The organism is Pedobacter nutrimenti (assembly GCF_032678445.1).
Taxonomy (GTDB): Bacteria; Bacteroidota; Bacteroidia; order Sphingobacteriales; family Sphingobacteriaceae; genus Pedobacter; species Pedobacter nutrimenti_A.
This window is the reverse complement of sequence record NZ_JAVTSQ010000001.1, coordinates 93361-106140: the sequence shown is the minus strand read 5'-3', so window position 1 is coordinate 106140 and position 12780 is coordinate 93361. Positions and strand designations below refer to the sequence as shown.

8 protein-coding genes are annotated in these 12780 nt (G+C 41.7%); 2 read left to right on the top strand and 6 right to left on the bottom strand.

Annotation, left to right across the window (positions count from 1 at the left end; genetic code table 11):
- Positions 1–59: 59 nt before the first annotated feature.
- Positions 60–1148 (bottom strand): Glu/Leu/Phe/Val family dehydrogenase, encoded by a 1089-nt coding sequence (locus tag R2S08_RS00435; protein ID WP_108553053.1) that lies wholly within the window; start codon positions 1146–1148, stop codon positions 60–62.
- 113 nt (positions 1149–1261) lie between these two features.
- On the opposite strand from R2S08_RS00435, the gene R2S08_RS00430 reads away from it, so the two are divergent.
- Both R2S08_RS00430 and R2S08_RS00425 read left to right on the top strand, forming a co-directional pair.
- The gene (locus R2S08_RS00430; RefSeq protein WP_316833356.1) at positions 1262–3052 is read left to right on the top strand and encodes an ABC transporter ATP-binding protein; all 1791 of its coding nucleotides are present in this window, start codon (positions 1262–1264) and stop codon (positions 3050–3052) included.
- Between the two features lie 69 nt (positions 3053–3121).
- Entirely contained in the window at positions 3122–3448 is a 327-nt protein-coding gene (locus R2S08_RS00425; RefSeq protein ID WP_133777736.1) for a DUF3276 family protein, read from the top strand.
- Between the two features lie 46 nt (positions 3449–3494).
- Here R2S08_RS00425 and R2S08_RS00420 read toward each other — a convergent pair whose 3' ends face one another.
- The 5 genes from R2S08_RS00420 to R2S08_RS00400 all read right to left on the bottom strand — a co-directional run bounded on the left by R2S08_RS00420 (position 3495) and on the right by R2S08_RS00400 (position 12770).
- The gene (locus R2S08_RS00420) at positions 3495–4112 is read right to left on the bottom strand and encodes a hypothetical protein (RefSeq protein ID WP_316833355.1); all 618 of its coding nucleotides are present in this window, start codon (positions 4110–4112) and stop codon (positions 3495–3497) included.
- Between the two features lie 66 nt (positions 4113–4178).
- Positions 4179–7166 carry a DUF2723 domain-containing protein gene (locus R2S08_RS00415; protein ID WP_316833354.1) on the bottom strand — a complete coding sequence of 996 codons (2988 nt, stop codon included), beginning with the start codon at positions 7164–7166 and terminating at the stop codon, positions 4179–4181.
- A gap of 87 nt (positions 7167–7253) precedes the next feature.
- Positions 7254–7979, bottom strand: a complete 726-nt coding sequence (locus tag R2S08_RS00410; protein WP_316833353.1) for a LytTR family DNA-binding domain-containing protein — start codon at positions 7977–7979, stop codon at positions 7254–7256.
- 92 nt (positions 7980–8071) lie between these two features.
- Entirely contained in the window at positions 8072–9397 is a 1326-nt protein-coding gene (locus tag R2S08_RS00405; RefSeq protein ID WP_316833352.1) for a RagB/SusD family nutrient uptake outer membrane protein, read from the bottom strand.
- Positions 9398–9407: 10 nt separating this feature from the next.
- A complete protein-coding gene (locus tag R2S08_RS00400) occupies positions 9408–12770 on the bottom strand; it encodes a SusC/RagA family TonB-linked outer membrane protein (RefSeq protein WP_316833351.1) in 3363 nt (1120 codons plus the stop codon).
- Positions 12771–12780 lie beyond the last annotated feature (10 nt).

Here is a 12780-nt window from a genome sequence, read left to right as displayed (position 1 = left end):
TGCCTTCTGTTTAACATGAATGTAAGAACGAGTGGTAAATTTACCTGTTTATGTGTGTATTAAAATGATGATTTGATTTTCTTAATGTCTGCCATTCTTTGTTCGGCAATGCGGTTTGCAGCTATAATGGTAGGAATATTGTCTTTTTTTGATAAACGGATCACGTTGCGTGTTGCATCATAAATATTTTCGGTGAGCTGGATCGTTCTTTTTCTGCCAAAGCCGGTCAGTTCAGAATAGCAATTGATCAAACCGCCCGCATTGATCAGATAATCTGGCGCAAACAGAATATTCTTTTCCAGCAAGAGTGCACCATGTTTGGTTTCATCGGCCAGCTGGTTGTTTGCTGAACCTGCAATGATGGCAAATTTCATTTTGGCAATGGTTTTGTCATTAACGGTTGCCCCTAATGCGCAAGGTGCATAAATATCAGCATCAAGCGCAAAGATCTTATCTGCTTCAACGGGTTTGGCTTTATACTTCCTGGCTACATACTGTAAGCGTTCTTCATTGATATCACTGATAAAAACTTCTACGTTATCATTCCTCAACAATTCGACCAGATGCTCACCTACATTTCCTATACCCTGAACTACAACAGATCTTCCAGCCAGCATATCTGTTCCAAAAACCTCTTTCACGCAGGCCTTAATTCCCAGATAAACGCCTTTTGCGGTATAAGGTGACGGATCTCCTGCACCACCAATCGATTCAGGGACACCTGTAACGTGGCTGGTTTCCATACGGATATATTCCATATCCTTTGTGGTTGTACCCACATCTTCCGCAGTAATGAATTCGCCGTTCAGGTTTTTGATGAAACGTCCGTAACTACGCATCATGGCTTCTGATTTGCCTTTTCTGGAATCTCCGATGATTACGGCTTTTCCCCCGCCAAGGTTCAATCCGGTAATGGCAGATTTATAGGTCATACCTCTGGATAATCTCAGGACATCTTCCAGTGCTTCTGATTCAGAATTGTAATTCCACATGCGTGTTCCGCCCAATGCAGGTCCCAGTGTGGTATCATGTATGGCAATAATGGCTTTTAAGCCGGTATCGGGGTCGTTACAAAAAACAACTTTCTTATGACCTAATGCACTTAATTGATCCAAAATAGAAGTTACCACAGAGCTGTTATCAGACATACGCTTATAATTATCAGATATGTCGCAAAACTAGCATAAAAAAACATTATTTTACCTAGTTTTAACGAAAGTCTTTAAAAAAATTACCTGCCTTTGTCTAACTTTACCTGCTCATGAAACACCTTCGTTTTTTAAATAAGTACTTCTATAAATATAAGTGGTGGATTGTTCCGGGTGTTTTCTTTGTCATTATATCAAACATCTTTGGCGTCATCCCGGCACAGGTTATTGGTCATGCCTTCAACCTGATCACCGAAAACATCCAGGTATACAACCTTTTTTCCGGTTTCGAAAGGCAATCTATTATCTATGATATTTTCAGTTACAGCTTATTTTATTTTGGCGCACTGGTACTTTTCCTGTATCTGATCAGGGGTCTGTTTCTGTTCTTTATGCGGCAAACGCTGATCCTCATGTCAAGACATATAGAGTTTGACATGAAGAACGAAATCTATGCCCACTACCAAAAGTTAAGTCTGGGTTTTTACCGCCGCAACAACACCGGAGATTTGATGAACAGGGCTACTGAAGATGTGAACCGGGTAAGAATGTATGTTGGGCCGGCCATTATGTATGCGCTCAATACAGCTGTTCAATGTTTACTGATCATTACTTCCATGTATATGGTCAATGCCGAACTGGCCACCTTTTGTCTGCTTCCTTTGCCTGTACTGGTGGTAACGATTTATTTTGTCAATACCCAGATCAATAAAAAGAGTGAACAAATCCAGGAACAACTGTCAAGACTTTCCAGCTTTGTTCAGGAACGTTTCTCGGGCATACGGGTCATCAAGTCTTATGTGCGGGAAAACCATACCAAGGCTATTTTTGCCCAGGAAAGCGAAGGCTATAAGCAAAACTCCATGAGCCTGGTCAGGGTACAGGCTTTCTTTTACCCGACAATGCTCTTATTGGTTGGACTGAGCACCATCCTGACCGTATATATAGGTGGTAAACAAGTGATCAATGGCTCCATCACCGCGGGAAACATTGCCGAGTTTATCGTTTACGTCAATCAGCTTACTTTTCCGGTGACAATGCTGGGATGGGTAACCACGCTGATCCAACGTGCAGCGGCCTCTCAGAAAAGGATCAACGAATTTTTGGAACTGCATCCCGATATTGTTTCGGGCAAAGTAGACCCGGCACCTTTTGATGGTAGTATCCGTTTTAACGAGGTCAGTTTCACCTATCCGGACACAGGTATCAAGGCCCTGGAAAAGGTCAGTTTCGAAATAGAAAAAGGTCAGTTCGTTGCCGTCATAGGCCGAACCGGGTCGGGTAAATCTACCCTTGCCAATCTGATCATGCGCATGTATGATGTAGACTCCGGAGAAATACTGCTCAACGGACAAAATCTGAAGAACCTGCAGTTAGGCCCCTACCGCAATCAGGTCGGTTTTGTTCCGCAGGAGGTGTTCCTTTTTTCTGATACGATTAAAAACAATATTGCATTCGGGTTGGACCAGGTGACCGATGAGGAAGTAGAAAATGCGGCAAGAAGTGCAGCAGTATACCACAATATCATTGACTTTGATCTGAAATTTGAGACCATGCTGGGCGAAAGAGGCATCACGCTTTCGGGCGGACAAAAACAGCGGGTATCCATTGCACGTGCATTGATCAAAGAGCCTAAAATTTTGATCTTTGACGATTGCCTTTCTGCAGTAGATACCAAAACTGAAGAAGAAATACTCCGTAACCTGGGGCGGATTATGAAAGGAAAGACCAGTATTTTAATTGCACACCGCATTTCTACCATAAAAAATGCAGACAAGATCATCGTTATGGATGCAGGAAGAATCATCGAGCAGGGTACACACGAGTCTCTGTTAGACCTAAATGGGGCCTACAGGGAGATGTATCAACATCAATTATTGGAAGAAGAAAATAAATCTCTTTAATTCTATTTTGAAGTTTAATAATTATTGCTTTATATTTACCCGAACCAAAAACCAAGATCAGTACCAACCATGGGAGAATTTGACAACAAAGAGAGAGAAGAGGTTTTTTCTAAGAAAGTAAGGGCAGGTAAAAGAACTTATTTTTTCGATGTAAAAGCGACACGTTCAGGCGATTATTACTTAACCTTAACCGAAAGTAAAAAAAGACTGGAGGACGGCGTATTTGTAAAGCATAAGATCTTTTTATACAAAGAGGATTTTGAAAAGTTTGCGGAAGGACTAAATGAGACTGTAGATTATATCAAAAATCATCAGGAAGTTATAGAAAAACGTTACGAATATTCTGAAAATCAAGAAGGAAACGGTGCCAAGGGCATTGATGATTTTTCTTTCTAAATTATATCATATAAAAAGCCCCTGTAAACCAGGGGCTTTTTTTTTGTTACTGGCGCAGTTCTTCCATTCGTTTCATATCCTGATTCAGTTCGAAGAGCAGATCGTAGAGTAATTTAATGTTCTTGTTTTCAGTGGCTGTCCCGCAGCCATCAATAACATCCAGAAATCCCGTATAAAAATCATCAAATAATTCATCAGGTAAATCAATCTGTCCAAGATCCAGCTGACAGCAGGTATGATAGATCATATGCATCAATGAGAAATACAGATGGCAGGTTTCCTCCATCAACTCTGGATAGGATTGGCCCAAAGGCTGGTCTACATAAAAATGGTAGTTATTGGATGCATGCTGATTAAACTCTTCATTCGTCATGACTTCAAATTCGTCCAGAGAATTGATCATCAGGTAGGTTTTAATGCAATTAAAAACCTTGTCCGAAGACTGTAGCAAGAGTTGAACAGCCGGATCTTTTACCCCTTCCAGAACTTCATAGTCATTCTCGTACATTGAAGCGGCATCTACCAAACCTTTTAAATCGGACAGGTCCTTTTCAAAAGCCAGCAGATAGCCGTACTTGCAAAACTCACCCAATGTAAAACTCAGCACATGAGACACCACGCCCAGCAATACATCTTCTTCATTAGGTTGCTCTTCCTTCATCATTGAATAAAGCTATATACTTTAACTCAAATAACAAAACCGGGCAAAGCCATTAAAGAGGGTTTATCCCTATACGCCTGAAGATACCCTTTGCAGCATGGAAAGCTGCTCCATAATCTTCTTATGCTGTTCCAGCTGACCATATTGTTCTGTTAGTTTCCCAAGTTCCTGCAATACAGAAAAGCCAAGGCGGGCATCTTCCAGGTAAGCTTCCTGAAATTTAGGTTCTAAAGACACCATGTAATGAAGTTCACCGGCAAGGAAGTTGGCTGTTTCCGTAGTCAGTTTGCCGGCCCGGGCCAGGTCCTGCTGATCATATAGATTCGTGATGGTACCCAGCCTGAGGATACTGTCTCTGATGGAATAATTTTTCACCGGAAGTTCATCAAGACTTCTGACCATCAGCTGGTGTGCTTCTGTCTTTTTCCCTTCTGCCAGGAGATTTCCGGCCAGCGTATTGTGCAATCTCCAGGTTTGATCCAATACCCTCCTGCTTTCAGGATCCATATAAGCTGCTTTCTTAAATCCGGAAAACTCCATTTTATTCATCACATTGCTGTACATCACTGAAGCATTGGTCCGTTCTTCTTTGTCTTTTTTATCTGTTTTAAACGGTAAAAGACGATAGGCATAGCCTTCCAGATAAAGGTATTTATCCAGGCCCATATAAGTATCGTTAGACACCGAGCTTTCAAAATACACTGGCCGCTTCCAGTTGTTGTGTACCAGAATATCAAAGATGGCCAGATCTGGTTTGGTTGCATAGTTCTTTTTAAAATCCCATTCCATCACATCTGTCAGCTTATCACTGTCTTCCTTCCTGATGATATTGGATTCCAGCAAAGCTGTTTTGTTGATGCTGAGTTTTAATTTCCTTGACGGAACAAAATTGGCATAACTGCCATCATTCATTTCCACCTGGTCAGCTTTCTGATCGGAAGTCATTACCGCAAAAAGATCAGAGAGCTCTATACTATCTTTCAAACCATAGTCCACATATGGAAATACATCCCTCAACCCTGCTTTATACTGATCTTCGTTCATAGTGATCGGCAATGGTGCCGATTGGCGAAGTTGTTTTTTCATTTGGGTAATATAGGCCGGATCTGATAAATACTGGATATTAACCACCCTGACATCCGTTCTGAAACCTTCCACCTCCTGGGCATACCATAAGGGGAAAGTATCATTGTCGGCCGTGGTAAATAAAATGGCATCCTTGGCGCAGGAATTCAAATAGTTCTTTGCCCAGTCCAGGGCAGTAGTCTTTCCTGAGCGGTCATGATCATCCCAGCCAGCAGTCCCCATCAGGTAGGGAACAACCAGACATAAGCCAGCCGCAATAGCCAGGCTCCATTTTGGGGCAGCCCATCTGCTTAGAAATTCCCGGATACCCAACACGCCAAGTCCGATCCAAATGGCAAAGGCATAAAAAGAACCTACATAGGCATAATCTCTTTCTCTCACCTGCATAGGATCCTGGTTCAGGTACAGAATGATCGCCAGGCCTGTAAAGAAAAACAACGCAGCAAGTACTACGCTCATAGATTTGCTCTTCCTGTACAACCAGATCATACCGATAACACCCAACAGGAGCGGCAATCCGTAAAACACATTATGGCCTTTATTCTCTGCAACAGAAGCAGGCAAATGAGCCTGATTACCGAGCCGGACTTTATCCAGTGCATTGATTCCTGTAATCCAGTTGCCGTTCTGTATTTCTCCCTGGCTCTGCATATCGTTCTGTTTCCCGGCAAAATTCCATAAGAAATAGCGCCAGTACATGAAACCAACCTGATAGCTGGAAAAAAAGCTTAAGTTTTGTAAAAAGGAAGGATGCTCATCTTCTCCCATATTGAGCCATTGACGATAAAATTGTACATGGTCCGCCCGGCTACTGTACATCCGGGGAAAGAGTTGATTCTTGTCGTAAGTGGTTTTATAATTATTGCCAGACACTTCGTATTTAGCAGGCCCCCTTCTGTAGGTTTTTCCGTTAATTGTATTATCGGTGACTTTGGCATCAAAGGTTTGTCCATAGACCAAGGGGGTTTCACCATAACTGGTACGGCCAAGGTAATCATATAAGCCAAAGGCATTGTCTGGATTGCTCAGGTTCAAACTGGTCTTTGCGTTGGCCCTTATAATGATCAGAAAGTAAGAACTATAACCTATCAATAAACAGGTCAGGCAGATCAAACCCAGGTTTAACTGATATTTCTTTGTTTTTACAGTATACAGAATTCCGGCAATCAGCGACGCCGCAACAAGAAGCAGAAAAAATAAGGCTCCTGCACCAAAAGCTGTGCCCAGCTGATTGACAAAGAACAAATCGAATTTGGCGGCCAGCAACACCAGGTACTGGATTAAAAAGAACTGTACGATTCCCACCAGTACGCATCCGATTGCAAAAGCTTTCAGTAAACCCTTCCAATTTGGCTGACTTGTCTTTTTAAAATAATAGATCAACACAACGGCAGGTATGGTTAGCAAGCTGAGCAAATGTACACCGATAGAGAGCCCGATCATAAAAGCAATAAACACCAGCCAACGATCATCCAATTCCCTTTCCCATTTCAGAATGGCCCAGAACGTAATGGCCGTGAACAGAATCGAAAGGGCATACACTTCCGACTCTACTGCAGAAAACCAAAAGGTATCTGAAAAAGTGTAAGCCAGTGCACCTATAGCTCCTGCGGCCAGAATAGCCCACATTTCTGTCTGGCTTTGTTTCTTTACAAACACCTTTGAAGCCAGAGCTGTAATGGTCCAGAATAAGAACATAATGGTTGCAGCGCTGGCCACTACGGAAAGGAAATTGGTCCAGTAAGCAATTCTTCCGGTATGTCCGAGTGCCAGTAGCGAGAACATTTTACCTATCATCAAAAACAAAGGTGCTCCAGGCTGATGCCCTACCTGCAGCTTATTGGAGGCAGAGAGAAATTCTCCACAATCCCAGAAGCTGACTGTGGGTTCCATGGTTAACCAGTAAACCATAAGGGCAACAGAGAATAGAATAAATCCGAGGAGATTGTTGATGCGTTGGTAATGTTTCATGAGCTCTAATTTTAATTTGGCAGTTTATCAAAATTAGCTATATCACTATGTATGAGTTGTTAATTAGTGTTAAAGAATGTTAAAATACTACAAGTTCAGCCAAGCCTTAAAGGCCTCTGCACGTTCTTCTGTAACCAATACTTGTGGATTGTGCTCCGGTTCCGGATCCAGGACAACCCTAACCCGGTTTCTGGAAACCTTATACATTTCTTTAATGGAATCTATATGAATAATGAATTTCCGGTTGATCCGGAAAAAGTCGGCGGTAGACAACTGCGGTTCCAGGCTGGTGATCGTTTCTTCTATAATATAACTTTGCTGATCGCGGGTGACCAGGAACAAATACTTATCATCTGCCATAAAGTAGGCGATTTCATAGGCTTGGACGGCTTTAAGACGGGTCCCCATTTTGACCATAAAGCGTGTTCTTGGATAAACCACTGCGGGAACTGCGCCTTGTTGCTGCAGTCCTTGTACTTTTTTAATGGCCTGAACAACATCTTCCTTATCAAAGGGCTTCAGCAGATAATCTACACCCTGATGTTTAAAAGCTTTTAAAGTATATTGGTCGTAGGCGGTGGTGAATACAACCGGACTTTGGATCTGTACTTGTTGAAAGATCTGAAAACTTTCTCCGTCTCCCAGATGGATATCCATAAAGATCAGGTCTGCCCTATGGTTTTTGAGCCATTGAACAGCTCCTGCAACGGTTTCGATCATAGCCAGTACTTCTATTCCCGGGTCGAATTCAAGCAGCATGCTTTTCAGCTCCTGTGCTGCCAGTTCTTCATCTTCTATAATCAGTACAGTCATGGTTGTTTCGAAATACCAGCTGTAAATTTACAAAAAAACTCCGGTCTCAAAAGAAACCGGAGCCAACAGATTATTCACCTAACCTAATATATCTATTGTTGTAAGTCTGGATTATTAGCCAAAGCGCCCTTTGGAAATCTTAGCGTATATCTCGGATCATTTTTTTGCAGGGTATATTCTACACCGCTTACGGTATGTTTGAGTTCTGGTTGCCCATAACGTTTTAAGTCATACCATCTATGACCTTCCAGGGCGAGTTCGCGTTCACGTTCTGCATACACCTCTTTCAGTAAATCTGCAGATGAAAGTGCGGATATCCGGGTTTTCTCTGTCTGGAAATAAGCTGGTTTTAAACGTTTGGCTTTTAAGGCCAGTAATTGTTGCAGGGCAAGGTCTTTGTTACCCGTTTGTAATGCTGCCTCTGCTACAATCAGGTACATCTCTCCATTTCTGAAGGTAATTTTCAAGGCATTTGAGTTTCCTTTTTGAGAAACGTAATGACCACCTGATTTACCAAAGTAAGCTGAAAAACGCAAATCATTGGTTTGATCGTAAATTCCGATCAAATGAGCGGAAACAATACCAATATTAGAAGTTCTTGCATCCATTACATCTTCAAGTGACATGATGTTTTCTTTAGACTGGTAGTTGTTTGGAAGCAAACTTCCGCTAACATTCAAGTCTTCAAGTGTATTGTTGGCCTGTAAAACATTTTGTGCTGCTGTTAGTGCCTTATCCCATTCTCCTCTGAATTCGTAGATCCTGGCTGCAAGAGCCTGTGCAGCTCTTTTGCTGAAACGATAGTTCTTTCCTGCTTCCCATTTGTCTACATTCAGCAATTGCTGACCTACAGTTAAATCTGAAAAAATCTGCGTATAAACAGCTTCTACACTTGCCTGCGGAAATTTCTGTTCCAGATCTATGGTCGTTGCAATGGGAACGCCTTTATCCGTGCCAGCGGTCGTTTTATTATACGTTTTAGCATACATATTGAGCAGCTCAAAATGTGCATATGCTCTTAAAAGGTAAGCCTCTCCCTTTAACTGTGCTGTTTCAGCAGAAATGCCTGCTTTGACTTCTACATCCTGAATCACTTCATTTGCACAAAAGATAGTTTTGTAAAAATCCATATATGGCAATGGAGCTGTAAGCCCATCCGGATTTGCATCATTCCAGCTGTAAATATCCTTCAATGTTGGAAAATCCTGGCTGTCTTCATCCAGCAGAAATTCGTCTGTGCGAACAGCCAGTAGAGCTTTATGTCTTGGGAAAGTGGAATAGCCAGAGGTTAACAGTGCCCGGAAGTCGGAGACTGTTGTGGGGATCACTTTTCCTACTGGTGTAATATCTAAATATTTTTTGCAGCTGCTGATGCTCAATGACAGAGCAACTATGCTGAGTATAATTAATTTCTTCATCTGATCTAAATTAAAAAGTTGCGTTTAAACCAATAGATATGCTTTTTGTAATAGGCTGGGCATAGATATTGCCATAAGTTTCAGGATCGAAGTATCCTTTGTAATCAGATCCGAATACCAGCATATTGCGTCCTTCTACACTGATGCGCAAGCTGTTTGCTTTAATTTTACCTGAAATTTTTGAGGGCAGTGTATAACCTAAACGGATGCTGTTGATCCTTACATAACTCATTTTCTTTGCCCATATGTCCAGGTTGTTGAAAGAGTTGACCTGATCACCCCCATTTAACCAGCTGTAAGCCATCCATCTGCTGCCGTCACCGGTATCACTGCCTATAATTGCTGGCAAGCGAGACCCTGTATTGGTCGGGCTCCATGCGTTTAACACATCACGGCTATAGTTCTGACCACGGTCTAAAGCTGCAGGATTATAAGTAGGATTAGCCAGTACCATTTGATCTATATTAAAAATCGCTGATATCGAAAGATCAAAATTCTGGTAACGGAAACGGTTTACAAGACCTCCTGTATATTTAGGATCCTTATCACCAGCATAAGTAAACAGATTTTGATACTCCTTGTTACTCAAATTACTTTGTGTAAGCTGTCCTGGGAAAAAGTCGGCATATGGATCGAACAGTTTATAGAAGTTCTCTAAAGAAACTGTTTTTCCGTTCTGTACAAACTGAGGAATTCCATTCGCATCCAAACCATTTGTTTTAAGTACAAAGAGGGCATTTAATGGATAACCTTCTTTTGAAGGCGCAAACGACTGCAAGCTTACTTTTTCACGTACAACCTTGCTTTTGTTATGGGCAATATTAAAGTCTGTAGACCAGTTGAAGTTTTTAGTGCTGATGTTCCGTGTAGAAATGCTCAGTTCCAATCCTCTGTTATTTACCTGGGCCCAGTTGCTGTTCGTATTATCAAAGCCATTCTCCAAAGATAATTCCTGGATACCAATCAGGTCTTTGCTGACACGGTTATAATATTCGAATGTAAATTGGACTGCATTATTAAATATACCCAAATCTACCGCAGCATTAAAGGTTGCCGTTTTTTCCCAGCGCAATTTCTGGTTTGGCGGATTGGTTACATTAATGGTTGTTTCGTTTCCACCTGGTAAAATATTCGTATTGTCATACACGCCTACAATTTCCGGAGAGGTATTTTTATCAATATTTCCCTGGATACCGTAAGATGACCTGAAACGCAGATTAGAAATCCACTTGATGTCTTTTACAAACTCTTCTTCTCTGGCATTCCATGCACCCGATACGGAATAGATAGGTAAATATCTGTATTTAGGGTCTACACCAAAAAGGTCAGATCCATCATAACGGATACTTCCATACACCGTATATTTTCTGTCATAAGTATAAGAAAGCGTGCCATAAAAAGAGGCATAAGCATTCTCAAGCCATGTTTTCTGATAGTTTCTGAAAGGATTTGACTCACCGGTTGCAAAACCAGAGTTCGGGTATACGATGTCCTGGGTGGTAAGCGTTCTGTCGTTATAACCAAATCCTCGGGTCATGATCATTTGGTTTTTAGTGCGGCGAAATTCTGCACCAGCCAAAGCCTCTATTTCATGCTTTTCGTTGATCACTTTATTGAACTCAAAGATGTTTTTCCAGTTGTACTGGAAGAAAGAAGTATTCTGGTTTTGGATCACACCTCCTGCAGGAAGAAAATATTCATATTTCTTGGTGGCAGAATTGTAAAACCTTGACTTTTCACGGTATTTACGCACATAGTAAGTATCTGCACTACCATATTTTTCCGAACCATTTTCTTCAAACTGCAGTCCCATTTCAGAACGGAAGTTCAATTCTTTCAGAATCTTATAATTGACATCAAAAATACCTTTAAAACTCTTATTGTTTAATTTATAACGGGTATTCTCGCGCTCTTCTAAAATATTGAAAGGCACAAATACATCACCGCTTAAATTTGCTGTACCCTGGATATCCGGGTCATAAATATAAGCACCACTTGCATCTCTTGGTGTTAAATAAGGATTTACATTTCTAACATATCTTGATGGACTTGTAAACGAGTCCGATTCTGTCAGATAGTTATTCTGATTGGTCACCGAACCGAATAAAGAGGCTCCGAATTTCAATTTTGGAGAAACGATAAAGTCTGTTTTTAAAGTGGTATTGTATCTTTTGAGGCCTGTTCCTATGGTTGAACCTTTCTCATTATAATAGCCGCCTGAAAAATAATAGCTGGCCTGCTCCGTTCCTCCGGATAGCCCCAGCGTATACTGCTGGTTAGCTGCAGCCTGATATAATTCCTTTCCCCAATCTGTATTGGTGTTGCGCAAAGCATTGATTTGTTGTTGGGTGGAAGGATTAAGTGCCGAAAAGCCACCATTTCTATAGGCATTCAGTTCTCCTGATTTATTCAGAATTCTGGATACCGCACCCAGATTATCCCTGTAGGTCAAATCTGACCTGGAAGCCAGTCCAAGTTCAAAATCCACTTTTTCAGTAGCATTCATTAAATTCAGCTTACTAAAATCAGGTCTCTGGTCAATAAATGTATTCGCACTGAAGTTAATTGCCATTGGGCCTTTCTTGCCTTTTTTAGTGGTGATCACGATGACGCCATTGGCTGCCCTTGCTCCATAGATGGCTGTAGCGGCTGCATCTTTCAAAATGGTGATGTCCGCAATATCGTCTGGATTTAAACCTGAAATTGGCAAATTGCGCAGCTGATCGATATTTTCTTTATCCTGGATGTTCTTCGGTAAATCTGTACCCTCCAAAGGCAAACCATCCAAAACCCACAAAGGATCTTGTGTTCCGTTCAACGAAACCGTTCCGCGGATACGGATCTTAGGCGCTGAAGAAGGTCCTCCGCTTAAATTGGTCACCGATACACCCGCAACCTGTCCCTGCAACATCTGATCAATACCAGAAACACCACTTTGACGGATGTTGTCATAGTCTAACTTAGCTACAGAGGTCGTGTTCTTGCGTTTTGCAATGTCTGTATAACCATTCACGATTACCTCGTTCAGTACGTTATTGTCATTGGTCAAAGACACGGTAATATTGGTTTTATTTTTGATGTTGACCAAAACCGAATTGTAGCCCAGATAGCTCACTTTCAAATAAGTGGTTCCTGCGGGAACCTTTAAAGTAAAATGTCCATCGGTATTGGTCACTGCGCCAATCACTGAATTCTGGATTACTCCTGGGCTGGACTGTTCACCGATTCCGGATTTGTCTACGAACACCGATGCACCTGGAATAGGCCGTCCGTCTTCCTCTGACAGCACCGTTCCTGTGATGGTGGTTTGTTCCTGGGCAAAGCTTTTAAGGCCAATCGCAAACAGGAAAAACATTAGTAAAAGTTTATTCATTTGTGCAAAT

Bases quoted from the DNA above. Each gene is read 5' to 3' on its own strand.
- R2S08_RS00435 (WP_108553053.1), bottom strand. From the start codon at position 1,148: ATGTCTGATAACAGCTCTGTGGTAACTTCTATTTTGGATCAATTAAGT.
- R2S08_RS00405 (WP_316833352.1), bottom strand. From the start codon at position 9,397: ATGAAGAAATTAATTATACTCAGCATAGTTGCTCTGTCATTGAGCATC.
- R2S08_RS00410 (WP_316833353.1), bottom strand. From the start codon at position 7,979: ATGACTGTACTGATTATAGAAGATGAAGAACTGGCAGCACAGGAGCTG.
- R2S08_RS00425 (WP_133777736.1), top strand. From the start codon at position 3,122: ATGGGAGAATTTGACAACAAAGAGAGAGAAGAGGTTTTTTCTAAGAAA.
- R2S08_RS00420 (WP_316833355.1), bottom strand. From the start codon at position 4,112: ATGATGAAGGAAGAGCAACCTAATGAAGAAGATGTATTGCTGGGCGTG.
- R2S08_RS00400 (WP_316833351.1), bottom strand. From the start codon at position 12,770: ATGAATAAACTTTTACTAATGTTTTTCCTGTTTGCGATTGGCCTTAAA.
- R2S08_RS00415 (WP_316833354.1), bottom strand. From the start codon at position 7,166: ATGAAACATTACCAACGCATCAACAATCTCCTCGGATTTATTCTATTC.
- R2S08_RS00430 (WP_316833356.1), top strand. From the start codon at position 1,262: ATGAAACACCTTCGTTTTTTAAATAAGTACTTCTATAAATATAAGTGG.